This window comes from Bradyrhizobium campsiandrae (assembly GCF_014529705.1).
GTDB lineage: Bacteria > Pseudomonadota > Alphaproteobacteria > Rhizobiales > Xanthobacteraceae > Bradyrhizobium > Bradyrhizobium campsiandrae.
This window is the reverse complement of the sequence record NZ_JAANIH010000010.1, coordinates 17,521-40,343: the sequence shown is the minus strand read 5'-3', so window position 1 is coordinate 40,343 and position 22,823 is coordinate 17,521. Positions and strand designations below refer to the sequence as shown.

24 protein-coding genes are annotated in these 22,823 nt (G+C 59.8%); 8 read left to right on the top strand and 16 right to left on the bottom strand.

Going from position 1 to position 22,823, the window contains the following annotated elements; genetic code table 11:
- Positions 1-79: 79 nt before the first annotated feature.
- Both G8O24_RS09475 and G8O24_RS09470 read right to left on the bottom strand, forming a co-directional pair.
- On the bottom strand, positions 80-808 hold the full coding sequence (locus G8O24_RS09475; RefSeq protein WP_006023727.1) for a helix-turn-helix transcriptional regulator: 729 nt from the start codon (positions 806-808) through the stop codon (positions 80-82).
- A gap of 375 nt (positions 809-1,183) precedes the next feature.
- A complete protein-coding gene (locus G8O24_RS09470) occupies positions 1,184-1,837 on the bottom strand; it encodes a BON domain-containing protein (protein WP_006023728.1) in 654 nt (217 codons plus the stop codon).
- Between the two features lie 512 nt (positions 1,838-2,349).
- On the opposite strand from G8O24_RS09470, the gene G8O24_RS09465 reads away from it, so the two are divergent.
- Positions 2,350-3,267, top strand: coding sequence for a YfdX family protein (locus tag G8O24_RS09465; protein WP_006023729.1), 918 nt, complete (start codon positions 2,350-2,352; stop codon positions 3,265-3,267).
- 335 nt (positions 3,268-3,602) lie between these two features.
- Positions 3,603-4,238 carry an HdeD family acid-resistance protein gene (locus G8O24_RS09460; RefSeq protein ID WP_188098607.1) on the top strand — a complete coding sequence of 212 codons (636 nt, stop codon included), beginning with the start codon at positions 3,603-3,605 and terminating at the stop codon, positions 4,236-4,238.
- Between the two features lie 77 nt (positions 4,239-4,315).
- Here G8O24_RS09460 and G8O24_RS09455 read toward each other — a convergent pair whose 3' ends face one another.
- Together G8O24_RS09455 and G8O24_RS09450 are read right to left on the bottom strand one after the other, a co-directional pair.
- Positions 4,316-4,765 (bottom strand): lipocalin-like domain-containing protein, encoded by a 450-nt coding sequence (locus tag G8O24_RS09455; protein WP_244645797.1) that lies wholly within the window; start codon positions 4,763-4,765, stop codon positions 4,316-4,318.
- Between the two features lie 92 nt (positions 4,766-4,857).
- A protein-coding gene (locus G8O24_RS09450) for an IS5 family transposase (RefSeq protein WP_188098602.1) occupies positions 4,858-5,612 on the bottom strand; the annotation gives its coding sequence in 2 pieces (ribosomal slippage) (positions 4,858-5,279 and positions 5,279-5,612; 756 coding nt in all).
- A 266-nt stretch (positions 5,613-5,878) separates the two neighbouring features.
- Here G8O24_RS09450 and G8O24_RS09445 point away from each other — a divergent pair.
- Complete coding sequence (locus tag G8O24_RS09445) at positions 5,879-6,175, top strand: alpha/beta fold hydrolase (RefSeq protein ID WP_152544215.1); 297 nt, start codon at positions 5,879-5,881, stop codon at positions 6,173-6,175.
- A 437-nt stretch (positions 6,176-6,612) separates the two neighbouring features.
- Here G8O24_RS09445 and dnaK read toward each other — a convergent pair whose 3' ends face one another.
- The 3 genes from dnaK to G8O24_RS09430 all read right to left on the bottom strand — a co-directional run bounded on the left by dnaK (position 6,613) and on the right by G8O24_RS09430 (position 10,573).
- Positions 6,613-8,535: a molecular chaperone DnaK gene (dnaK, locus tag G8O24_RS09440; protein ID WP_188098600.1), complete on the bottom strand. Its 1,923-nt coding sequence runs from the start codon at positions 8,533-8,535 to the stop codon at positions 6,613-6,615.
- Between the two features lie 309 nt (positions 8,536-8,844).
- A complete protein-coding gene (locus G8O24_RS09435) occupies positions 8,845-9,492 on the bottom strand; it encodes a hypothetical protein (RefSeq protein ID WP_006023734.1) in 648 nt (215 codons plus the stop codon).
- A gap of 244 nt (positions 9,493-9,736) precedes the next feature.
- On the bottom strand, positions 9,737-10,573 hold the full coding sequence (locus G8O24_RS09430; RefSeq protein WP_188098598.1) for a universal stress protein: 837 nt from the start codon (positions 10,571-10,573) through the stop codon (positions 9,737-9,739).
- A 393-nt stretch (positions 10,574-10,966) separates the two neighbouring features.
- On the opposite strand from G8O24_RS09430, the gene G8O24_RS09425 reads away from it, so the two are divergent.
- Both G8O24_RS09425 and G8O24_RS09420 read left to right on the top strand, forming a co-directional pair.
- Positions 10,967-12,007, top strand: coding sequence for a zinc-dependent alcohol dehydrogenase family protein (locus tag G8O24_RS09425; protein ID WP_188098596.1), 1,041 nt, complete (start codon positions 10,967-10,969; stop codon positions 12,005-12,007).
- Between the two features lie 355 nt (positions 12,008-12,362).
- The gene (locus G8O24_RS09420; protein ID WP_188098594.1) at positions 12,363-13,190 is read left to right on the top strand and encodes an aldo/keto reductase; all 828 of its coding nucleotides are present in this window, start codon (positions 12,363-12,365) and stop codon (positions 13,188-13,190) included.
- Here the strand turns inward: G8O24_RS09420 and G8O24_RS09415 are convergent.
- The 5 genes from G8O24_RS09415 to G8O24_RS09395 form a co-directional block, all read right to left on the bottom strand.
- The gene (locus G8O24_RS09415) at positions 13,187-14,737 is read right to left on the bottom strand and encodes an FAD-dependent monooxygenase (RefSeq protein WP_006023738.1); all 1,551 of its coding nucleotides are present in this window, start codon (positions 14,735-14,737) and stop codon (positions 13,187-13,189) included. The two genes, G8O24_RS09420 and G8O24_RS09415, sit on opposite strands and share 4 nt — an antisense overlap.
- 282 nt (positions 14,738-15,019) lie before the next feature.
- The gene (locus G8O24_RS09410) at positions 15,020-15,172 is read right to left on the bottom strand and encodes a hypothetical protein (protein ID WP_157224027.1); all 153 of its coding nucleotides are present in this window, start codon (positions 15,170-15,172) and stop codon (positions 15,020-15,022) included.
- Positions 15,173-15,315: 143 nt separating this feature from the next.
- Positions 15,316-15,816, bottom strand: coding sequence for an Hsp20/alpha crystallin family protein (locus G8O24_RS09405; protein ID WP_006023739.1), 501 nt, complete (start codon positions 15,814-15,816; stop codon positions 15,316-15,318).
- Positions 15,817-15,823: 7 nt separating this feature from the next.
- The gene (locus G8O24_RS09400; protein ID WP_006023740.1) at positions 15,824-16,207 is read right to left on the bottom strand and encodes an Hsp20/alpha crystallin family protein; all 384 of its coding nucleotides are present in this window, start codon (positions 16,205-16,207) and stop codon (positions 15,824-15,826) included.
- A gap of 12 nt (positions 16,208-16,219) precedes the next feature.
- On the bottom strand, positions 16,220-16,489 hold the full coding sequence (locus tag G8O24_RS09395) for an Hsp20/alpha crystallin family protein (RefSeq protein WP_244434544.1): 270 nt from the start codon (positions 16,487-16,489) through the stop codon (positions 16,220-16,222).
- Between G8O24_RS09395 and G8O24_RS45580 the strand changes: the two genes are divergently transcribed.
- Entirely contained in the window at positions 16,382-16,867 is a 486-nt protein-coding gene (locus G8O24_RS45580) for a hypothetical protein (protein WP_311972239.1), read from the top strand. The two genes, G8O24_RS09395 and G8O24_RS45580, sit on opposite strands and share 108 nt — an antisense overlap.
- A 44-nt stretch (positions 16,868-16,911) precedes the next feature.
- On the opposite strand, the gene G8O24_RS09390 is transcribed toward G8O24_RS45580, so the two are convergent.
- Positions 16,912-17,217: a hypothetical protein gene (locus G8O24_RS09390; protein ID WP_244645796.1), complete on the bottom strand. Its 306-nt coding sequence runs from the start codon at positions 17,215-17,217 to the stop codon at positions 16,912-16,914.
- Positions 17,218-17,459: 242 nt separating this feature from the next.
- Here G8O24_RS09390 and G8O24_RS09385 point away from each other — a divergent pair, with 242 nt between their 5' ends.
- Entirely contained in the window at positions 17,460-18,551 is a 1,092-nt protein-coding gene (locus G8O24_RS09385) for a LuxR C-terminal-related transcriptional regulator (protein ID WP_024922106.1), read from the top strand.
- A 226-nt stretch (positions 18,552-18,777) separates the two neighbouring features.
- Positions 18,778-19,422 (top strand): helix-turn-helix domain-containing protein, encoded by a 645-nt coding sequence (locus G8O24_RS09380; RefSeq protein ID WP_048758131.1) that lies wholly within the window; start codon positions 18,778-18,780, stop codon positions 19,420-19,422.
- Positions 19,423-19,453: 31 nt separating this feature from the next.
- Here G8O24_RS09380 and G8O24_RS09375 read toward each other — a convergent pair whose 3' ends face one another.
- The 3 genes from G8O24_RS09375 to G8O24_RS09365 all read right to left on the bottom strand — a co-directional run bounded on the left by G8O24_RS09375 (position 19,454) and on the right by G8O24_RS09365 (position 22,823).
- Positions 19,454-21,268 carry a cation:proton antiporter domain-containing protein gene (locus tag G8O24_RS09375; protein WP_188098591.1) on the bottom strand — a complete coding sequence of 605 codons (1,815 nt, stop codon included), beginning with the start codon at positions 21,266-21,268 and terminating at the stop codon, positions 19,454-19,456.
- Positions 21,269-21,430: 162 nt separating this feature from the next.
- Positions 21,431-22,549 carry a two-component system sensor histidine kinase NtrB gene (locus tag G8O24_RS09370; RefSeq protein WP_006023743.1) on the bottom strand — a complete coding sequence of 373 codons (1,119 nt, stop codon included), beginning with the start codon at positions 22,547-22,549 and terminating at the stop codon, positions 21,431-21,433.
- Between the two features lie 73 nt (positions 22,550-22,622).
- Positions 22,623-22,823: a circadian clock KaiB family protein gene (locus G8O24_RS09365; RefSeq protein WP_188098713.1), complete on the bottom strand. Its 201-nt coding sequence runs from the start codon at positions 22,821-22,823 to the stop codon at positions 22,623-22,625.

Here is a 22,823-nt window from a genome sequence, read left to right as displayed (position 1 = left end):
GTCTCAAAAGCTCCCTTACGTCGCTAAATTCATTTCGCTGAGCCGTGCGTCTTATCAATTCTCAGACGCTGCCATGAGCTTACGCGAGGAGTTTGATTCTGATCGCCGTCGCAATGGCGTGCGCCTTGTTTACCGCTCCGAGCTTCTCCCGCGCGGCGGCAACGTGCTTCAAAACCGTTGCGCGGGAGATGCCTAGAATAACCGAAATCTCCCAATCCGTTTTTCCTTCACCCGCCCACACGAGACAGTCCGACTCTCGCGGCGTCAAGGCTGCAGACAGTCGCCTGCGTGCGATTCTGTGATGCAGATAGCTCCCGACCGCGTAGCTTGCGGCGAAATTAAGCGCCGCAACCTCACTTGGCTCCACAGCGTACGCCGGGCCACCGAAAGACACCGCGGCGACGTCACCTTCGATCGTGGGAATCGGCACGACGTAGCCGTCCCGGAGCCCGAACTCGGACGCCTCTCCACTAATGAGTTTGACGTTCTGTCTTTCACGATCGGTTTTATAGGCGTCAGCCCACGCAAAGGGTGCCCGATCATATATCAATCGAGAGACGATGGGATCACGAAGTACATAGCCGTTGTCGTTGTATCGCTCCGCCCACCCCTCTGGAAACCGCTGAAACAAGATGCGTGAAGGCATTTCGTCCAGCGGAACGGGGCGCAACGGAACAATACCGCCAAAAACAGACGTGAAGCCGAAACTTGCAGCAAATGCGAGCAGACACTCTTCCACTTCGATCGCGCTCTGCGCTTTCTCGACGGCTTCAATGAAACCCACTGTTTGGTAGAATCGGTCCGGCACCTGCGCTCCTCCAAATTTTGTGCATCTCCCTTGGCGATAGCTCCCAACGTTCCGTTCGGAGGTCGTCGGTAGAGTTGGGTTTCGGATGATCGGATGGGATACGACGTGCGAGCTCGCGTCGAGACAACTAACTCGGGTTGATTGGAAACTATATGCTTGCGGTAGAGCCGCCTCTTGTTCGGTATTGCGCACGTTCGCCCCTGTCTCACCGGGGAAATGCGTTCGCAAGAATGGCTTCTAGCTTGGGATTTCTGTCGCGTTTGCCTGGCTGTTCACAGAGTCACGATTGGTCGCTTTCCCCTTGACGCGAAACCTTTCGATAAAGCGGAGAGCAGAGTGCACACTTCCGCCCTCCGCTGTCTCATGTGCGCCGGTTTAAGGAGCGATGGTGATACGGTTATCGACCTTCGTGACCCCTGGTGCCCGCCATGCGGCCCGCTCGGCTTCTTGGCGCTCGGCCCAAGAGCGAACCGTGCCGGTGAGCGTGACCTCCCCCCCGCTGGCCGTCACAACGATCCGATTGGCGTCGATCTCGGCGCTGCGCTTGAAGGCGTCCTCGATTTTCGATTTGATTTCGGCCGGGGCGACGCGCGGCTTCAGCGTGATCAGGTTTGAGATGCCCTTTATGCCTTTCAGGGCCCGGACCGCGCGTTCGGCGCGTGTGCGCTGGTAATCCCATTCGACGGAGCCTTCCAGCGTCGCCCAGCCGGTTTTCACCAACACCTTGACGTTTTCGTGCGCGTAAGGAAGCTCGGTCTTGATCGCGGCGACGGCTTCGCGCGCGAGCTCGGGATCGGTGCGCTGGCTTTCGGAGGGCAGCCGTACTTCGATGTCGTTCGCCAGGCCGAGGACGCCGGACACACGCTTTGCCGCTCGCTCTGCCTCGTACTTTTGCAGATAGCTGCGGACAAAACCCGTGAGCGTCACGACGCCGGACTTGACCGCAACGCCGATGTCGGTGGCGTCGATGTCGGGGTCCCACTTCAGCTCGAATTCCACGTCGCGCTTGATGTCACTGTCAGATCTCATTGTTCTATTTCCTTCTGCCAATTGAGCATGGCCGCGCTGCGCGGCCCCTGGTCGGTCCTCCGCAACTTACGGCGTAACCACGCTACGCCGGGCATGGTGGCGCGCGCTGACAGGCGTCAGTTTTCGATGTGGACGCCGATTCAGCACGAAGCTGCTCACGCGACGAACCGCCACTTGGCAGGAAAACAAACGTCCGACCTTCATGGGCAGGCTGGCTGCAACCCGTGGGGCGCCCCTGTCACGCCGCGTGAGCGGTCCTTCGGAAACAGCCGTCCGCGCTTCGAGCGCCGTATCTCGCGAAAAACTGTCGATTGTCAGTGTCGGTCGGAGGCGGAGTTGCCATCAATGCTCTTTGTCTGCCGACAGCTCCGCGGCGCTTGCCCGCCAAGAGAAAGGGCCCGTGAGCTGGACCTGACGCATCAGGTTGAGGCCGATGTGCAGATCCGTAGCGATTGCCGGTGCAACCGTGAGCCCGCGCTGATTCAACCACGCTGCAACAAGGGAGATCATCAATGACAACCAATCTTAAAAGTATACTGCTTTCCGCGGCGGCGTTGAGCCTGGTCGCCGCACATGGGGTTCCAGCCCGTGGGCAGGAACAGTCTCAGTCTCAGGCGAACCCGGCGCAGGAGCAATCGCCGACGGCGAAGTCAGCACAACCCGAAGTGGATGCTGACGTCGCCAAACGGGCAGACGAAGAACGCAAGAAGATCGTCGTCGACGCCGAGACAGCGCTCGACCAAACGAAGAAGGCATTGGCGCTGCTCGGCGACAAGAAGACACAAGAGGCCCTCGAGGCGCTTGAAGTCGCTACCGGGAAGCTCGAACTTATCCTGGCGCGGGACCCCAAGCTCGCACTAGCGCCGGTGGACACCGGGGTCGTCATCCGCGATCTATACGCGGATCCCAATGCCGTAAAAGACGCGATCAAGGAGGCGCGGAGACTGCTCGGCGACGGAGAAGTTCAAAAGGCACGCCCGTTGGTCAGTAACCTCGCCAGCGAGGTGGTGTTCCAGACCACGAATTTGCCACTCGCTGCCTATCCTACGGCGATCAAGTCCGCGGCCGGCCTCATCGCCAAGAGCAAGGTGGATGAAGCAAAAGACACCCTTCAGGCGGCGCTGAACACGCTGGTCATTACGGAGGTGGCCGTGCCACTGCCCGTACTGCGCGCGCAGGTTCTTTTAAAAGATGCTGAAAAGCTCGCGGAAGACGATAAGCGCTCGGAAGAGGGCAACAAATCGCTCGCCGCGCAACTCGACGAAGCCCGGAAGCAGATCAGAATGGCGGAGGCTTTGGGTTACGGCAAGAAGGCGGACTTCGAGCCGATATTCGAGCAGATCAAAGAGATCGAACAGAAGTCAAGTGGTGGGAAGAGCGGCAAGGGCTGGTTCGACAGGATCAAGAAGCAGGTCTCAGACCTGTTTTGATGCAACGTCGGCTCGGCAGACCGGGACGCCTCCACCCGTCCGCAGATTCGTACACGGCTCGGCCGCCCGCAGCTTGAGCAGCACTTCGCTCGGACTCTGGCTCCGGGTGGAATGAGACCTCCCAATAGCTTCGAGCGGCAAACACTGCTCGAAGCGGAGGAGGCGGCGGAGCTGCATGCGAGGACCGAGCGGGCCCATCCGCGGGATGTACTCTGGAACTAGCGGCAATACGGCCGGCCAAGCGACTCCCACTCCCCGCGGATGGGGCAACCCCGCGCAGAGTCTTGGCTAAACCCACCGGGAAACCTCAGGACGATCCAAAAAAGGAAATCGACATGAACCAAGACACGCCTCCCCTGCCTGCAACAGGAGTTCTGATCTGCACGTTGCAAAAAAACTGGTGGGTCTTTGTACTCCGCGGAGCTTTGGCTTTAATCATCGCCGTAATCGCTTTCGTAATGCCGGCAGACTCTCTGCTCGCGCTGACGCTCGTATTCGGTGCGTACTCCTTCGTCGACGGCGCGTTCGAACTCGTCTCCGCCATTCGACGGATCCGTAAGGAGGAACGATGGGGATGGCTTGCCTTCAGCGGCGCGCTTGGCGTCTTGACCGGCATTATCGTGGTGGTATCGCCGTTTGTCGCCACGCTGGTGCTTGCAACGTTTCTATGGGTGAGCATTGCGTTCTGGTCGATGCTCTCCGGTGTGTTTGAAATAGCTGCGGCCATTCGCTTGAGAAACGAGATTAAGGGCGAGGTCTGGCTGTTTATCAGCGGCCTTCTTTCCGTCGCGCTCAGCATACTCGTCATTTGGCTTCTGGTAACGCGGCCGTTTGAGACCTTCCTCGCACTGGGCTGGCTGCTCGGCATCTATGCCGCGATCCTTGGGGTCGTCCTCATCACGCTCGGACTGAAGCTGCGAAAGTCATCGGGGGCAACTACGTCTGGACGCGAAGAAGCGGCACTACTCTGAATCGCGTGCATAGGAGCGGCTCGCGCCCTGTTGCAGCTCGGGGTCGTCCAATCCGCGTTTGTCTTGTCAACCATTCGCTATTTTGCGCGCTCAAAAATGATGGTGATCTTTGTACCATCTGGACGGGTGAAGTAGTTTGTCATCTGGTCTCCGTTGACCACGATGCGTATGTCCTTCTGCGTTCGTACACTTCCGACCCAATTTGGGAACGTCGAACCTTCAACGCGATCGCCGGCGAAATCACCGTTCTCATCGACCGTATATGAGCCAAACATGCCGATGCTCGTCGCCATTGCGGTGCGGTTTTCTTCATCAGTACCTTGGCCACGCAGGTTGGACGCGAAACGAGGCAGATCGCCATCAGTCAGCACCTCGACGTAGTGCATGTCCGGCGCGAAAATCAGCATTCCACTTGGCCGCTGCCCGTAGGCGGGTACGACTTTGCCATCCCTTTCAATTTCTGCCGCAACCATACGCCATGTGCCGACGACCTGGTTACGAGGCGCGGCTTCGGCGATGCTGCTCATGGCGGACATTCCTACAAGGATGGGCAACAGGGCGTGGCGCATTTGCAAGGCCGAGTTCTCCTTTGCTCATGTCTAGGCTCAGGACTCATTGATCAGAGCCAGAAGATGACGGTGGCTGCGATGCAGATGGCCGAGAAGAAGGTGTGGGAACACCGGTCATAGCGGGTGGCGATGCGCCGCCAATCCTTGAGTTTGGCGAACAGGTTCTCGACCTTGTGGCGCTGGCGGTAGAGGGCTGTGTCGTAGGCGTATGGTACTTTGCGGCTCCGGCTTGACGGGATGCACGGCTCGATGCCTCTGGCTTCCAGTTCCTCGCGGAACCAGGTGCTGTCATAGCCGCGATCGGCGATGAGATGAGAGGCTGGCGGCAAGGCGCCGAGCACCAGGCGGGCGCCTTTGTGGTCGCTCATCTGGCCTTCCGACAGGAGCAGGACGATCGGCCGGCCGTCACCGTCGCAGACGGTGTGGAGCTTGGAGTTCAGCCCGCCCTTGGTTCGCCCGATACGACGGGGAACATCCCCTTTTTAAGCAGGCTCGCCGCCGTGCGATGAGCCTTCAGATGCGTCGCATCGATCATGATGCGCTCCGGTCTCGGCCCTTCGCCGGCGAGCCCGGCGAAGATGCGGTCGAAGACGCCCAGCCGGCTCCAGCGGATGAAGCGGTTGTAGAGCGTCTTGTGCGGGCCGTAGCCGGCCGGCGCGTCCTTCCATTGCAGCCCGTTGCGGATCACGTAGACGATGCCGCTAACCACCCGCCGGTCATCGACACGCGGAACGCCGTGCGACAACGGGAAGAAGGGCGATATCCGAGCCATCTGGCGCTCGCTCAGCAAAAACAAACCCATCAAGGCCTCCTTCTCGGAGACCGTGAATCACAACTCAATCGGAATTAATAGGTCCTGAGCCTAGGCGCGGGCTATTCCGCTTGGCTGCGTCGGACTGCTGATTTTTATGCCGACGCCGATTCCGGGCTATCAACGCTGGCCGCTACGGCTTTCTGGGCGCGGATCGCATCGAGAAGCATCGCGAGGAGTTCGACGGCGTCCGGGCCATCGTCGCGCCACAGCCGATCTCGCTCAGCTCCTTCTACCGCACGATCCTGGGCCACATGGGCATGCCGGACGCCCTGCCGGAGGTCGCCGACGCTCTGCGCCGTGCGACCAGCATGGAGCTGAAGGACATGGACATGCCGCAGTACGCATCCGCGGTAGATATCCCGACGCTGCTCCTTCAGGTCCGCGACGACACGCTGACGACGCCCGCTGATGTGCAGGCGATTTTTGACGCCATGCCGACCGACCAGAAGGACCTGATTTGGATCGACGGCACGAACCGGCGCTTCGACGGCTACAACTACCTGCCCACCAACCCCAAGCTGATGCTCGAGTGGTTTGAGCGGTTCGTCGCTTGACACGGCGGATCGAGGGTGAGGGGCTACGCCGCGCGGAGCCCCAAGCCGTCACCTGGACCACGTCCATGTGCAGTCAGTTGGGCACCGTTGGTCAGATCACGATGTCGCCGACATCCACGTGATCTGGTTGGGCGATCGCGTAGCTGACCGCAGCTGGAAAAAGCTTTTCGGAAAGGCCTCAAACGGCGGTGGATCGAAGAGTTCGCACAGGCCATGGCGGACATGTTTTGCGCCTATCTCCAGACCCTTAACTTGGATCGTTAGGCACGACTCCGTCTCCGTAGACGTGTTCTGATTCCATGGCCGCGCAAATCGCAAGGACCAACTATCCCAAGCGGCGGCCGCGGCGCGTCAACGCGTCGAGCGAGCTCGCGGGCCCTCCGTGGGCGCCCTCGTCGGAACTAGCAGGAGAAGTACCGGAGCGGATGCGCATGCCTCTATGGCGTTTCGCTGCCCGACTGTCGCGGGCGTTTGCCCTGTTCATCGTCGACTTCCTCAAAGTCAGCATCGATGACCTCATCGCTGGACTTGCCCTCTGCACCTGGGCCGCCGGCGGCGCTGTCGTGGACCTTCGCTCCGAGGTTCGATGTCGCCGTCCGCAGCGCCTTCGTCTTGGCTTCGATATCCGCGACCGAGTCCGCGCCGACCGCAGACTTCAGGTCTTCAATCGCTTTCTCAAGCGCGCTCGCATCGGCGGCGGGGGTCTTGTCCCTGGAGTCACCTAGGACTTTCTGGCTCGCGGCAATCTCGGCTTCCGCCAGATTCTTCGCCTCAACCAGGACCCGCCTCTTCTTATCGCTTTCCGCGTTCGCCTCTGCCTCCTTGACCATGCGTTCAATGTCAGCCTGTGACAGACCGCCGGACGCTTGGATGCGAATCTGTTGTTCTTTGCCAGTCGCCTTATCCTTAGCCGAGACGTTGACAATTCCGTTGGCGTCGATGTCGAAAGTGACCTCGACTTGCGGGAGGCCGCGAGGCGCCGGGGGGAGCCCGACGAGATCGAACTGGCCAAGCAGCTTGTTGTCGGCTGCCATTTCGCGCTCGCCCTGGAAGACACGGATCGTGACCGCAGTCTGGTTGTCCTCGGCGGTGGAGAAGATCTGGCTTTTCTTAGCCGGAATGGTGGTGTTGCGTTCGATGAGACGCGTGAACACACCCCCCAACGTTTCGATGCCAAGCGACAGCGGGGTCACGTCGAGAAGCAGCACATCCTTGACATCGCCCTGCAGCACGCCGGCCTGAACGGCGGCGCCGATCGCGACCACCTCGTCGGGATTCACGCCCTTGTGCGGCTCCTTGCCGAAGATATCGGCCACTGTCTCCTGGACCTTCGGCATGCGGGTCATACCGCCCACGAGCACGACCTCATCGATCTTCTCGGCCTTGATTTTCGCATCCTTCATTGCGTCCCGACATGGCTTTTCGGTGCGCTGAATCAGCTCATCGACCAACTCTTCCAGCTTGGCCCGCCGGAGCTTGATCTCAAGATGCTTTGGGCCGTTTTGATCAGCCGTGACGAACGGCAGGCTAATTGTGGTTTCCAGGGCCGATGAGAGTTCGATCTTTGCCTTCTCCGCCGCTTCACGTAGACGCTGAAGCGCAAGACGGTCGTTGCGCAGATCAATTCCCTGATCCTTCTTGAATTCGCTCGCGAGCCAATCAATGATCCGCTGGTCGAAATCTTCGCCGCCGAGAAACGTATCGCCGTTGGTGGCTTTCACTTCGAACACGCCGTCGCCGATCTCCAGCAGCGAGATATCGAACGTACCGCCCCCGAGATCGTAAACCGCAATCGTGCCTGATTTCTTTTTGTCGAGACCATACGCGAGCGCAGCGGCCGTCGGTTCGTTAATGATGCGCAGAACATCGAGTCCGGCGATCTTGCCAGCGTCCTTGGTTGCTTGGCGCTGGCTATCATTGAAATATGCGGGAACGGTGATGACTGCCTTCTCGACCTTTTCGCCGAGATATGCTTCGGCGGTCTCCTTCATTTTCACGAGTATGTAAGAACTGATCTGGCTGGGGCTATACTTCTTTCCCTGCACCTCCACCCAGGCATCGCCGTTATCCGCCCGAACGATCTTATATGGAACCAGCTTCTTGTCCTTCTCGACCATGGGGTCGTCGTAGCGACGGCCGATCAGGCGTTTGATCGCAAAGATGGTGTTTTCGGGATTTGTGACGGCCTGCCGCTTGGCCGGCTGCCCTACGAGGATCTCACCCTCCTTCGAAAAGGCTACAACGGAGGGCGTGGTGCGACCACCCTCGGCATTTTCGATGACCTTGGTCTGCGAGCCCTCCATGATTGCCACACAGGAATTGGTCGTACCCAGGTCAATACCAATCACCTTGCCTGCCATACTATGTCTCCGTAGCTCGAGAACCTCGGTCTAATCCGTGCTGAGAATTATGATCTCACCCGAGACCATCGACGTTGACGGACGTCAGTCTTGCGGCACTCTTGCCATGCAGGGACAATAGTCGGGTCGACGGCGACGGCGTGCTTTCACGGGCCAACGGCAAAATGCGCTCGCACCGCGGGAACTGACAGCTGACAACCGGCCGATTGCTGCCTCTCCTATTCGGCGGGAACGCATCGTTCCAGTCTGGCGGATGTGTCCTCTGCGCCATGAACAGGTCCGCGCTTTGGCGCTTCGGGAGCCGGTCTCCTAACCCCGCACGTCCTTTTCGAGCCAGGGGTCCGGGTGGACATTCGCAAGCGGAACGTCCTCGAGGCGCTTCGCGATATCTATCTCATGAACACGAATCGCTTCAGCGCCAAACTTTGCTAGGATTTCCTGCGCTTCCGCTTCCTTTTCCGCCGTTCGTACGCGCACCCAGAGCACAATTCCCCCTGACATCAGCTGGAGATCGAGTTCCTCCGCCTGCTTTTTTCCGAGCAGCCGCACCGCTGCGGCGCCGACACCTGCTCCAACCGTCCCGGCGGCCATCGCAGCCGCTGCTATAACCGCAAGGCTTCCTCCGGAAGCGACGATAGACATGACTGTGGCCGCAGCGCCGACATAGAAAAGAATTCCAGCGACACCTGCGGTCGCCAATGCGAGGTCATCTCGCGCGACGAATGCACGGCGCGGTGTTCCCGGCACATCGGCAAGCTCCTCTGGTGGAATATAGAGCTGGCCGAGACGGCGTCTGACGGCTTCAACTTCACCCATGATATCCACGTCTGACCGGTCGAAGCCCGCGAGCAAAAGGGATTCAATCGTGTCCTCAAGGACATCCGATTTGTGAAACACACCCGCCACCTCGCGCACCCTTCGGGTCTCGAGAATTTCTTCGTCATCAAGAGTGGTCATCTCACCGCGCCTCAACCCGTATGGCAGACCTGCATTTCATTGATGCAACCCTCCGGCGTGAACCCACGACGCCGCGGGGACGGAGGTACTCCCGACGCCCGCTATTGCTACCAATGCAAAGACGCGACAGCACATCCTATGAGTAAAGGGATGCGTGAACTAGTTTGCTTGTTCACGGACACAGCGACACCGCGCATAGCGTTCGAAACATTCTTCAATGCGGTCGGTAGTGTACAAGGCCGTCTCAGTGCGCCATCACAAGCGAGATCGGGCACTTACGAAGTAACCTGTATGTAGTGCCTCCGAGCAACCATTCGCGCAGGCGCGAATGACCGTAACCACCCATCACGAGCAGATCGCCCTTACGGGCGACCACTTCATCGATGAGCACTGTCGCAATGTCCTGGAACCCCTTGTGCGGAACTCGCTCCAGCAAAGCGCTAATGCCATGTCTCCGGAGGTATGCGACCAGCCTGTCATCCTGCACAGCTGAGAGGATTGATTCTGTTTCGGCGCCTATGCGCAGAACAGTTACCGCCTTTGATTTTTTCAGATACGGCAAGGCCTCCGCCACTGCACGCGTTGCCTCGCGGCTCCCGTTCCAGGCGACAACTGAATGCTCGAAGCCTCCATCGAAGGTCTTCTGGTCGGCCACGAGAAAGATGTGTCGGCCCGCCTCGAATAGCGTCTCCTCGATCACGTCATGCAGTTCAATTGTATCATCATCGTCGCTCAGTCGAAGACCGACGAGTACGTCTGCGCTCCGACATTCCCGGGCGGTGAGGAACGCCCGCTCATGGGAATATGCATCGATACGACGCACCTCCGACGATGGAGCGAGACTCTTCAACCGCTCCTTCGTCCGCTCTTCGAATTGCCGTCCTTGAGCGCGTGCTTGCTCAAGGCTCTCTGACCAGTTTGTTACGCTGGTCATGGTCTCTACGATGATCGGTTCGGGCAAAACATTGATGATCAGGCCAACAACATGCGTTTCGAAGAGTTTCGCCAAACTTTCTGCGGCTGCGAGGCGGAATTCGTCGCCACTGGTTCCGTCAACTCTGACAACCAAGACCTTTATCATTCTCGCCTCCAAGCTGTGGCAACGGTTTGACCTATGTCGACGGTCGGCCCAGTAGGATGAGACCTCGACCGTGCGAACACATTGACGCTCGTCAGCTTCGCCGCCCTTTTGTCCATGAGCGCGCCTTAAACTGCGGAAGCCCGACCATGGCGCCTCAGAATCTGACGCCGCTGTTTGATTATGAACCGCACTCGGAGGCACACCTGCGCCGCCTCAGGCTGGTTCTGTTCAGCGAGCCAACCTCCATTGCCGTAGCTTTTCCGATCATCAGAGCGAGACCCGGACCGTGGGCCTTGGGACTTGCTTTGGAAAATGATCAACGTCAGTGCACGATGGTCGAGGCTTACCTATCCTGGCCACCGCACTTGAAGAAAGTCAGACGCGGAGACTGCCGTGAAAGCTCTAATCTTTGAGGGACCGGGCCGAAAGACGTTGAAGGACCGCGACATCCCGGTGATCGACAGCGCGACCGACGCAATTGTAAGGATGACGAAGACCACTATCTGTGGCACCGATCTCCATATCCTCAAAGGAGACGTGCCGTCGTGCACTCCTGGACGTATCCTTGGCCATGAGGGCGTAGGCGTCATAGAGCAGGTTGGCGCGGGTGTAACCCAGTTCAAGAAGGGCGACTCCGTTTTGATTTCCTGCATCTCGTCCTGCGGGAAGTGCGAGTACTGCCGGCGTGGAATGTATTCTCACTGCACAACAGGAGGCTGGATTCTTGGCAATACGATCGACGGGACTCAGGCCGAGTACGTTCATATTCCTCACGCCGACACCAGCCTTTATCCGATCCCGGACGGGGCCGACGAAGACGCCCTCGTCATGTTGAGCGACATCTTGCCGACTGGCTTCGAATGCGGTGTTCTCAACGGCAAAGTGCAACCTGGCGGGTCCGTTGCCATCGTCGGCGCCGGGCCGGTCGGATTAGCTGCGTTACTCACCGCACAGTTCTATTCACCGGCGGAACTCATCGTCATCGATCTTGATGAGAATCGGCTGCAGGCTGCAAAGCGCTTCGGCGCGACAAACACGATAAGAGCTACCGGAGAAGAGGCGAAGCAGAGGGTCTTCGAGCTGACGGAAAACAAAGGCGTTGATACGGTCATAGAGGCAGTAGGTATCGCACCGACGTTCGAGCTCTGCCAGGAGATCGTCGCGGCCGGGGGTGTTATCGCTAATGTCGGGGTTCATGGCTTCAAGGCCGACCTGCATCTCGAGAAGCTCTGGTCTCATAATATCGCCATCACTACCCGTTTAGTGGACACGGTCAGCACGCCTATGTTGCTCAAGACGGTACGATCCGGAAAGATCGATCCTAAGCAGTTGATTACCCATCGTTTTAAGCTCGACGATATCCTTGATGCATATGACACTTTCTCGAAGGCTGCGGACACACGAGCGCTAAAGGTGATCATCGAGGCAGTCTAAGGCATGGGATCGTTGCGTCGAATTCGCAATCGGTCCAGGGCATCGCAACTATTTGGTGAGTACCGAGCATTCGACCTCCGAACAGTGCGCGTGATCTGCCGGCTCGGAGCGTTCGCTCGTAGACTATTACTCAGATCCTGCCGCCGTCATCTGCCGAGACCTGCCATTACGGGTTCTTACGATAAGGGATTCCCACATGTCGGGCGAGGGTCGTAGGCGCAGTCAGTCCTCAAAAATACCCATACACGCGGGCGCCGTCTCTAACCCAGCGTGACGGTCGTCAGTTCCCAGCCCTACGAGATCAGTTAGCCTCAATTTGTGCGCGCTCTTGTCACCGTGCCAGTTAGGAAACCCCATGTCAGCGAGCAGGAAGACCACCTTGCCGGCGGGCGAGGCTATACCGGTGCTCGGACAAGGCACAGCTGGAATTGGGGAGCACAGCGGTTCATCTCGCGACGAGATCGCCGCGTTGAAGACGGGCATCGATCTCGGGATGACGCTAATCGACACCGCGGAGTCTTATGCGGACGGTGGAGCAGAGCAGGTGGTGGCGGAGGCGATCGACGGGCAGCGCGAGAAGGTGTTCATTGTGAGCAAGGTTCATCCGCACCACGCTTCCCGCCTCGGTGTCGTTACGTCTTGCGAACGCAGCCTGAGAAGACTTCGTACGGACCGTATTGATCTTTTTCTGCTGCATTGGCGAGGCAACGTCCCTCTCGCCGAAACGCTCGACGGCTTTGAGGCACTCAGAAGCGCCGGAAAAATACGCTATTGGGGTGTCAGAAATTTCCTCATCCGCGATTTGAAGGACCTCGCGGCCATTCCCGTGGGAAAATTGGTGCAGGTAAATCAGATCGCCTACAATCTGTGCCGGCGAGACATCGAGTGCGACCTTCTTCCATGGTGCAGGGAGCGGGGTGTTCCGATCATGGCACATTCTCCCATCTGCGGAGGTCATCTCGCTAGGGACGGGCGGCTTGCCCGCGCGGCAGAGCGGTACGGCTGTAGCCGCGCCCAGCTGGCCCTCGCCTGGGTCTTGAGACAGGACGGAATTGTCGCGATTCCGAAAGCAGGAAACGTACGGCATGTGAGGGAGAACCGCGACGCGCTCGATCTGCGACTTGCCCCGGCAGATCTGGTTGAACTCGATCGCATCTTCGCCATGCCGCGCAGCACGACTTAGCTAGGCGGCCCGTCAGGCTCACCAAACCAGCGCTCGGCCGCCTGGCGAACGCCTTGATCGTCTGCGGCGCTCTCAATCGCTGAGGCAACCATACCATCGGGACGGATGAGGATGGCGCGTAATCCCAGCCGGTTCTCGGCGTCCCCCGAAATATAGTTGAACCGCCTCTGCCAGCGGTCGGCCAGCGGCCGCAGCGGCGCGCCTGGAGCAAAATCCAGCAGCAGGCCACGGCCGTCCTGCAGGAGTTTCCCGACCCTCGTTCCATCAATCAGCGTAAAATCGGGAGCGCTCCGGCCCACCAAAGGGTGACCGCCGCCGAGATCGTAGCGCAGCGACAGGCCCCATACCTTTTCGGCGAAGTAGGTCGCGCCGTCACGCGTTCCGATGAGATCGCGGATGATAGATTCGAGCGCTCGGGTGCTCGGCGTAGGGCGCATAAGCGCGACCTGAGCGCGGGACCAGTCGAGAATCCGCGCGCCCTCGGGATGGCGTTCAGCGAAATAGCTATCGAGCAATCCGGCCGGGGCGCGCCCATGGATGGTGGCCGCCAGCTTCCAGCCCAGGTTTGTTGCGTCGCCGAGGCCTAGATTGAGACCCTGACCGCCCAGCGGCGAATGCGTGTGCGCGGCGTCGCCGGCAAGCATCACCCGTCCGTTGCGGTAGGCCGTCGCCTGGCGGGCTCGGTCCGTCCATGTGGTCGCGAGCCGGAGGGTGGTCAAGGTGACGTCGGCGCCGGAGATCCGGCGCAAAACAACCTGCACGTGCTCCATCGTGATCGGCTGTGTGCGGTGGAAGGCGCCGCGATCGAAGTCGACCATCGCGATCGTGCCGGGCTGCGCGTAGGTGTACATGCCCGTCCGGGTATAGGTGCGTCCGACGCGGAGCGTCTCCGGGTTTGCCAGTTCCACCTCGACCGAGTAGCCGGTGAATTCGGGATCGGTGCCGGCGAATTCGAAGCCGCCAGCCTTGCGCACGGCGCTGCGCCCGCCATCGCAGCCCACTAGCCATCGCGAGCGGAAGGTCTGGCCGCCAGCGCGGACGATCACGGTGTTGTCGGTCTGCTCGAAAGCTTCGACGCCGACGCCACGCTGGATCTCCGCCCCCATTGCGGTCGCCCGGGCAGCGAGGACGGTTTCCAGGGACTGCATGTCCACGGCTAGATTGACCCCGGCCAGACTTGGCAGCCGGTACGGCCACCGCGAGACGTCGATGTCCTCGTAAAAGAACTGGATGCCGGCGAAATGGCCGGCAGGCCGGCGCTGCTGCTGCATCCAATGCGCGAAGGCCTTGGTGGCGCCCGAGGCATTGTTCGCTTGGCTCGCCTCCCTGACGTCGTCGAGCAGGCCGCGGCGATCGAGGACCTCAAGGGTCGGCGCGGACAGACCGCGCATTCCGAACGGCAATGCCTTCAAAGGAGACAGCGGATCGGCAGCCTGCTCCAGGACAAGGACGGAGACGCCTGCGAGACGCAACTCGCAGGCAAGGAAGAGCCCGACCGGGCCGCCGCCGGCGATTACGACTTCGTAGATGGGTTGGGAATTGGGCATGAAACGCTCCTGTGTCGATCACGTTCGACCGGAGCGTTCCTCGAATGAGCGACCTCACGGACGAACAATCGGGACGCCGGGGAGCGTCCCATGCTCGTCGTGGGGATCTCCGACACGAGGCCAAAGACCAGAGCTTTCGTTACCGAAAGGACTTGGGCTTACCAAACCAAGTCTGCCTTTTCCGACACCGGCTGGATAGCGTCTTGGCGATCAATCCGCAACAGACCGAGATAATGTCTCAGCTTAAATTACGGCTCGTGACCCATGAGCATTTCGCCTTCATCACTCGACGATGCGCCGCCCCGCTGGTCGCTCCGTGGCGGAGGTAACGGTGCCGTCGTTATCCGTGCCAATGGCACATGTTGGCATGACACCTCCGCTATGGGCGGCACGATCCGGCCGGTCATTTCCAATGTCGTCGATCTCGATCTTCATCCGGCAAACCAGGCAGGAGCGGAATCCGGAATTTCACCGGGATCACCGCCGGCCAATGATGAGCTCGTGCGGTCACAAAAGTGCCCGCCACCCCGGGGGAGGATGGCGGGCAGGCAAGGCGGGTGGGGCTCGGAGCGGCGATATTAACCCGCCTGCACAGGGATGCGTTGAATACTGGCGATGGACTCAGCCGTTTTCGGGACCTTGATGGTCAATATACCGTTCTTGAATGTCGCGCTTGCCGCGTCGGCATCGACACTGTCTGGAAGCTGCAGGGTGCGTTGGAAGGAGCCGTATGTTCGCTCGCGAACGATGAGTCCTCCGTCTTCAGTTTTTCGGTCGGTACTCCTTTCGCCGCGGATCGTCAGAGAGCCCTCACTGATCGAAAGCTCGATGTCATCCTCAGAGAGGCCAGGCAATTCAGCGGTGACCGTTATCGCCTTGTCGCTATCGCTGACATCCAGCCGGACGGAATCGGGTGCGGAGGGTGCGAACTCCGGAAATGGCGATGGCAGCACCCTCCAGAATTGCTCAAATGCGTGGTCAATGTCCTGCTGCAGCGCACGAAGCGGGTCCACCGGTCCCGTTTGCGGACCCACGTCCCGCCCGGTGCCGCTCCAAGGAATGAGGTCGGTGATTTTCATCGTCGCCTCACGCCGCCTTGACGGAAATCTTGGCAGCCGGCGCCGGCGTCGCCTTTGGCAGCGTCAGCCGCAGAACGCCGTCTTTGAAAATCGCTTCGATTTTTGCCACGTCGACTGGCTCTGAGATGACAAAACTCCGCTCGTAATTGCCATCCCAATACTCGGCGTGCTGCAGTGTGTAGCCTTCGGGGCGGCTCGGCACCGAGCGCGCCGCGATCCGCAAGAGCCGCTTGTCGAGCGTCACATCGAGGCTTTCGGGATCGGCGCCGGGGAGGTCTAAAACCATCAACAGGCTGGACTGGTCCTCGATTATATCTGCTGGAGGGACGAAGACCGGCGCATCTCGTGTGGCTTCGGCGGCCTCGCTTATGCTGGTGTCCTGAGCGGCCATGACGGGTCTCCTTCAAGTCCGGCTTATAGCGATTTTGCGAGGGCGATCAGCGTCGGGGCGAGGGAGCTCGAGCCGAAGCAGCCCGTTCCGGAACGCTGCGGCGGCCTTCTCCCCATCGACGCGGAACGGAAGGACGAGGCTGCGGGCAAAGGAACCCGCAACGCGCTCTTGGCGATGAACAACCGCGCCTTCGGCGACCGGGTCGATGTCCCGTTTTCCACGAAGGGTTACGGTGTTCTGATGGACCGCGATGTCGAGGTCATCGGCAGCGACGCCAGGAATCTCCGCAGTGATCACGGCGCCGTCGGGGCCGGTCCAAATATTGATTGGGGGAAATTCAGACGTTGTGGGGGCTCGCAGGTTGTTCATCACGCGCTTCACATCCTGTTGCATGAGTCGCATCTGCCGAAATGGATCGAACGTGCGCCCCGCATTTCCTGGATAAGCGAGCATTTGCCAACTCCCTTTACTGACGTTGAAGGGATCGTGGCGACTCTCCGCCGGATTGGCACTGATGACCGTCAGTTATTTCGCGATTTGTCGGCGCTGGGGCATGACCAAAAGCCCGACCGCCCATCGGCCGAGACGGGGTCGCCGCCCAAGGTTTCACCGGAAGGGATGATCGTTCCAGCGTGCAAAAAGGGCCGCGCCGGTGCTTGACTCTCGAGGTTCCCGGTCCGGCCCCAATAGTCGCTAGCCCGGCGTTAGCGGCGGACGAGATCGCCCCACGCGGGATCCCATAGGTCTTCGTGCTCAAGCACGATCACGATCCTTTGGAAACCGTAACGCTGAAGCAGGCGCTGCGCCTGAGCGAGCGCAAGGCCTACATCGACCTCCTCGCTCTCGTCCGGGCCAATGTGAGCGCCTTCTCGAGAATGCGCCATCCATCCGAGGGTGGCCCGGATGGGGGCCTTCCCTTGCCAGTCGAAAATTGTGACGATGATCTCGTTCCCGGCAGCTGACCCGGGATCATCGAGGAGGGTATATCTGGGTCGCTTCTTCGCAGTCACGTTCGTGTCCAACCTCATGGTCTCACTTTCGGGTTCACACTTCTCACCGCTCCGTCTGGACAGAACCTAGCCGCCGCTGCAAATTTAGTCCGTGGAGCGAGCCTGACAACTGCCTGCTGCATCTGCTATGGCTAGTTGCACTCGGCTGACACGAACCCAACTGTAGCCGAAAACCGATCCTGATTGTAGCAGGCAAGAGCCGATCCGCAGGATCTGTCAGACCCTGATCGGCGGAGACGCAAATGCCTGTGGAGGAAAATCAAAAGCTGGTCCGCGCGCTCGACGACCTCTTTCGCCTCTCCGCTCTGCAAGCGGACTGGAAGGACCTGGAGGAGGACGCGGTCGTCGAAAGCCTGGCCTCGGTCCTTGTGAAGACCCTCAACGCCGACTTTGTATATATGTCGATAGCGACGCTGCAAGTCGTCGTTGAGCTCGTGTATGGGCCCAACGGACGACTGCCGCCGCCATTCGTTCCGACTGTCCGCAACTCCCTATTGGCAGCCATTACGGACGGGGGAAAGATCGTCAGCCCGGTCAGCGGCAACAAGGTCACTGTCCACGCAACGCCCATCGGCAATCACGGCGAGGCGACCGTGATAGTCGCGTCGGATCGGCCAGATTTCCCAACTGAGGTGGAAACACTCCTTCAGCGCATGGCCGCAAGCCAAGCCATGTTGGAATTGCGACGGCGCGAGAAAACTGCTCCAAACGCATATCTCGCAAGGCTCATCGCCGCATCGTCCGATTTCATCGGCATCGTGAATCTTCAGGGCCGGCCGCTCTTCGTGAACCACGCTGGCCTTGAACACGTCGGGTTGGCTGATTTGCGTGAGGCGTCCGAGCTTCATATTGCCGATTTTCTGGCGCTCGGAGACCGCGATCAGCTGCGTTATGGCGTTTGGCATCGGATTCTCTCCGACGGGCGTTGGACGGGAGTGCTACGGCTGCTCCACACCAAGTCGAAGGATAGCCGACCTTTCCTGTTCGATTTCTATCGCCTCGATCTTCCCCCGGCTGGACCGGTCGCGATTGGCGTCGTCGGCAAGGAGGTTGCGAGTACGTCAAAGACGTTGACCGATTCAAAGGAGGGAGGATCCTCTGAGGTCACCGACGAGCGCGACGAGGCGGCAGCTCGCGTGCAAACGCTAAGCGAGCGTGAGCGGCAGGTGCTGGTCCGGCTCGCCGACGGTCAGGCCCACAAGGAGATTGCCCACGAACTCGGCATAAGTGTCCGAACCGTTGAAGTTCATCGTTCCCGCATGTTGCGGCGGCTAGGAGTGAAAACCGTCGCGGAGGCGATTAAGCTCGCGGTTCTCGCTGGCTTAAAGGAGTAGTGCCAAGTGATGATCCACCTCTAAGCGCTGACAAACGGGTCGTGCAAGGAAAGATGTGACTCCCGCCCAGTAACGACGCGCCACCTCGTCCACTCTCTGAGCGGGCCATTTCCCTTTACGAGAATTCCCATAAGGTGAATCCACAAATAGCTCCTTACCCGCACGTTTTTCTATCGTCACCACGGTCGTCCAATTGCTTGGACGGTTCCGTTCTGAAGGGGTGTCGATGGAACGTTCATCGCGGTTTGACGGCTCGGACTGCGAGCCACGGATCAACAAGAGTCCGAGAGACCTAAACTCTATCGCCATCCTCAGGACGTTCCAGCGTGATCAGGACATCTTCGAACACCACCATCGTTGTGACTGGTGGTATCGCATCGTTTCCGGAGCGACACGCAAATATCGTATCCGCAGTGATGGACGACGGCAAATTGCGGACATTCACCTCCCAGGTGACTTCTTTGGATTCTCATCATCCGACGCGCACGCCTCCTCGGTGCAAGCAATTGTGGAGGGAACAATAGTTGCCTGTTATCCCCGAGCGGCAATTGAGGCTCTCGCGGACTCTGATCCGGCGACTGCCAAGCTCATCCGACTGGGAACCTTCGCGGCAATTGAAAGGCTGGAGCAGCAAATTTTCGTAGTGAGCACAATGTCGGCTCCGGAACGGGTGCGAGCTTTCCTGGTCCATTTTAGAGATAGGATCGGCCGATCTGGCGAAAACGATCTAGCTCTGCCCATTACACGCTACGACATCGCCGATCTGCTCGGACTCTCGACCGAGACAGTCTGTCGAGCGTTTACGGATCTCCGCGAGCGCGGCGCAATTTCTCTGGAAGGTCCCCGAAACGTCACGATCATTCGGCCTTAGGGAGCGAACTCAAGCACAGGATCTCTCTTCTCTATTCTGGATGAGGACGCAGCTCAGGGGCGCCGTGCATATCCGTACCGGAGTCTTCAACATTTGAGCTTTCCGCCTCCTGCAGTTCGTCGACGGTAGTTGAGGTTGCCGCCGGCGCGACGCCCAAGCCGCTGAGCGTTGCCTCTGCCATTGCCGAGCCTACGTTGTATTCGGCTGAGATTGCCCGGGTCGCACCGCGTTCTTGAAGATACGTGCGGTCAGCATCGCCGTGAGCGCGCACGAGAACTTCGGCGAGCGCATCTATCTCACGAGCGCGCTCGAGCACGCGCCGCGCTTCGTAGCCATCTGGAACGGCAATGACGATAAGTCGCGCACGCTCCGCACCCGCATCCTCAAGGACGCCCGGGGCCGCAGCATCGCCGTGCTTCACCGCTGCGCCCTCCTCACGAGCCTTTTCGGCACGTCGCCGATCTCGCTCAATTATAACATACGGAGTTCCTGCCTTGCGCAACGCCGCGACGATCGTGCGTCCGACTCGGCCGGCCCCCACGACAATAACGTGGTCCGCCTGCGCCGTGGGACGATCTTCCACATGCAGACCCAACAAGGGATCGAAGTGACGACCCTCGCCACCTCCCGGCGTGGGTGCGGTTAGCAAAGGCGCCATGAGCTTAGCAGCCGCAAACGCAAATGGATTGACAGTGATCGAGAGCAACGCTCCGGCGAGGATCAGATCACGGCCCTCCATCGGCATAAGCCCCAGGGACACCCCGAAATCGGCGAGAATAAAAGAAAATTCCCCAATCTGGGCTAACGCCGCGGATACGACCAAAGCGGTCGACATTGGATAGCCGAGTGCGAGCACGATCCCCGTAGCGGTAAGAGCTTTGCCGAGCACAATCACTAGAACGACTGCGATCACCGACAGCGTATCATTCACAAGGATTGAGGGGTCAAAGAGCATCCCGACCGAAACAAAGAATAGCACCGCGAACGCATCCTGAAGCGGCAGCGACTCGGTTGCGGCCCGGTGACTGAGCTCGGACTCGCTGAGCACCACCCCCGCAAAGAATGCGCCAAGTGCAAAGGAGACGCCGAACAGCGCCGCCGACCCGTAAGCGATGCCCAGTGCTATCGCCAGCACCGCCAGCGTAAAGAGTTCCCTCGATCCTGAGCGCGCTGCCTGCCTGAGCAGCCACGGCACGGCACGCCGCCCGAAGACCAACACGACCGCAACGAAGGCGCTGACCTTGATCAGCGTGAGTCCAAGCGCGAGCCCAACACCTGCCGTCCCGGCGCCGATAGGCGCTGCCGGGGCGTCCGCGCCGACCGGTGCCGCGAACGCGGGGAGCACTACCAAGGCCAACACCATGGCGATGTCCTCGACGACCAGCCAACCGACGGCGATCCTGCCATTGGGGGAGTCCAGCAGACTTACTTCATCCAGCGCACGCAGCAGCACCACCGTGCTTGCCACTGAAAGGGCAAGGCCAAACACCAGGCCCGCACTCCAATTCCAGCCCCATGCCCTCGATACGAGGGTTCCAATGAGAGTTGCGGTCACGATCTGGATCATCGCGCCTGGCACAGCGATCCGACGCACGACGAGAAGATCGTTGAGGGAGAAATGCAGCCCCACGCCGAACATCAGCAGGATGACGCCCAGTTCCGACATCTGGCGCGCTAACTCGACATTGCCCACAATGCCGGGTGTATTCGGACCAATCGCGATTCCGGCAAGCAAATAGCCGATCAGAGCCGGCAGGCGCAAGAATCGCGCGGCCAGTCCGAAGCCGAAGGCAAGCACGACTCCGAGCGCCAGCATTGTGATAAGTTCTGTTTGGTGCTGCGGCATGGTTCCGGTCGGGGTCGGTTGGCAACGAAAAAGATAAGCATTCTCGCACGAGACTTGCACTGACGATCGACAGCGTTATCGCCCGCTCGCGGCTTCCTCATTGATCTCAGCCCTCGTGAGTCACGATATTTGGCGGGTGCCGGCGCCATCAACCTTTCCCTCTCACTCGCCCGCAGGCGGGTCAGGGTCTGGCGGGTTCCGCGGCAGGAACAAATTCACGCGGGTGCCAGCCCCGGGCTCACTGTCAATGCGGACCTGCCCGCCGGATTGCACGACAAACCCGTACACTTGGCTGAGTCCGAGCCCCGTGCCCTTTCCGTCGCCCTTCGTTGTAAAGAACGGCTCGAAGGCCCTCGCCTTAGTTTGGGCGTCCATGCCAACGCCTGTATCCGTGATCGTGATGCGGATCATATGTGAACTGCTGGCGACTCCGCCGGCCACAACGCCAGTTGCAATCGAGAGCGTGCCGCGTCCGTCCATCGCATCTCGCGCGTTAACAGCAAGATTAAGCAAGGCGACGTCGAGCTGGTCTGAGTCAATTTCTAGGGTTCCGACATTGTCGTCCAGCTCCGTCCGAATTGATATCCCCCTACCGAGGGTTGGTCCGAGGATGGATGCGATCGACAAGATTCGCTCGTTGATGTCGACGAGCTTTGGTGCGAGGACTTGCTTTCGCGAGAACGTCAGCAGCTGCCCGGTGAGCGCCTCGGCGTTGTGCGTGCGCTGCATAATCTCTTGAATGAGCATCGCCACATCTTCAGGTGGGCCGCCCTCTCGTATCTTTGAGCCGATCAGCCGAAGTCCAGCCTGGACAACCATGATCAGATTCCTGAAGTCGTGAGCTATGCCAGCCGCAAGTTTACCGAGAGCCTCCAGTTTTTGAAGTTCGCGCAGTCTTTGTTCATTGGCGCGTTGCAAGGACACGTCCCTCAGATTGGCGAGCAGGGCATGCTCGCTGTTCCATTCCACCTCCACAACTCTGAGCTCCACCTGAGCCGGACTCAGGTTGGGGCGCCTAACTGTGATCTCGGTCGCTTCTCCTTCAACGATGGGACGGCCGAGCGACACGTCAAGAAGATCGCGCCTGCGTCGGCCGAAAATCCTGGCCGCTGCCGCATTGGCATAGAGCACGGCTCCGTCGGGATCGACGAGCAGTATTCCGTCAGCCGTGTTCTCCACGAGCAGACGAAACGAGGAGGGCGCGAGGCCAAAGTGGCTGTCGCAGTCATCGATCTCCAGGCGTTCGCCTGTCGATCCGGAGGGCGTGAGATTGTTCGTCATATTGAATAAGCAGCGTGATCGAACACGCCACCCGCGGCGTCGCCGACGGCCTCTCCATCACGCGAGCGGGATGTCATCGGTGTTTTTCCTTTCGTGGGCACCCAAAGAACGCGATGATCTGGTCGACGTTACTGAAGTCACCAATAATTCGACGAGGCGGTGTTGCTGAGTCATCCGAAAGCGTCGGGGTTGCGAGAACCCCAGCACTCTCCGCGGCTTCTGGGCTCGTTAGAACGTCGACGACTTCGATGCGGCACTTGTGGCCCCTGAACAT

Bases quoted from the DNA above. Each gene is read 5' to 3' on its own strand.
- G8O24_RS09405 (WP_006023739.1), bottom strand. From the start codon at position 15,816: ATGAAAATCACCGACCTCATTCCTTGGAGCGGCACCGGGCGGGACGTG.
- G8O24_RS09435 (WP_006023734.1), bottom strand. From the start codon at position 9,492: ATGACCACTCTTGATGACGAAGAAATTCTCGAGACCCGAAGGGTGCGC.
- G8O24_RS09370 (WP_006023743.1), bottom strand. From the start codon at position 22,549: ATGACGAACAATCTCACGCCCTCCGGATCGACAGGCGAACGCCTGGAG.
- G8O24_RS09445 (WP_152544215.1), top strand. From the start codon at position 5,879: ATGCCGGACGCCCTGCCGGAGGTCGCCGACGCTCTGCGCCGTGCGACC.
- G8O24_RS09460 (WP_188098607.1), top strand. From the start codon at position 3,603: ATGAACCAAGACACGCCTCCCCTGCCTGCAACAGGAGTTCTGATCTGC.
- G8O24_RS09420 (WP_188098594.1), top strand. From the start codon at position 12,363: ATGTCAGCGAGCAGGAAGACCACCTTGCCGGCGGGCGAGGCTATACCG.
- G8O24_RS09365 (WP_188098713.1), bottom strand. From the start codon at position 22,823: ATGTTCAGGGGCCACAAGTGCCGCATCGAAGTCGTCGACGTTCTAACG.
- G8O24_RS09455 (WP_244645797.1), bottom strand. From the start codon at position 4,765: ATGAGCAGCATCGCCGAAGCCGCGCCTCGTAACCAGGTCGTCGGCACA.
- G8O24_RS09415 (WP_006023738.1), bottom strand. From the start codon at position 14,737: ATGCCCAATTCCCAACCCATCTACGAAGTCGTAATCGCCGGCGGCGGC.
- G8O24_RS09430 (WP_188098598.1), bottom strand. From the start codon at position 10,573: ATGATAAAGGTCTTGGTTGTCAGAGTTGACGGAACCAGTGGCGACGAA.
- G8O24_RS09465 (WP_006023729.1), top strand. From the start codon at position 2,350: ATGACAACCAATCTTAAAAGTATACTGCTTTCCGCGGCGGCGTTGAGC.
- G8O24_RS09385 (WP_024922106.1), top strand. From the start codon at position 17,460: ATGCCTGTGGAGGAAAATCAAAAGCTGGTCCGCGCGCTCGACGACCTC.
- G8O24_RS09410 (WP_157224027.1), bottom strand. From the start codon at position 15,172: ATGAAGATCGAGATCGACGACATTGGAAATGACCGGCCGGATCGTGCC.
- G8O24_RS09400 (WP_006023740.1), bottom strand. From the start codon at position 16,207: ATGGCCGCTCAGGACACCAGCATAAGCGAGGCCGCCGAAGCCACACGA.
- G8O24_RS09380 (WP_048758131.1), top strand. From the start codon at position 18,778: ATGGAACGTTCATCGCGGTTTGACGGCTCGGACTGCGAGCCACGGATC.
- G8O24_RS09375 (WP_188098591.1), bottom strand. From the start codon at position 21,268: ATGCCGCAGCACCAAACAGAACTTATCACAATGCTGGCGCTCGGAGTC.
- G8O24_RS09470 (WP_006023728.1), bottom strand. From the start codon at position 1,837: ATGAGATCTGACAGTGACATCAAGCGCGACGTGGAATTCGAGCTGAAG.
- G8O24_RS45580 (WP_311972239.1), top strand. From the start codon at position 16,382: ATGAACAACCGCGCCTTCGGCGACCGGGTCGATGTCCCGTTTTCCACG.
- dnaK (WP_188098600.1), bottom strand. From the start codon at position 8,535: ATGGCAGGCAAGGTGATTGGTATTGACCTGGGTACGACCAATTCCTGT.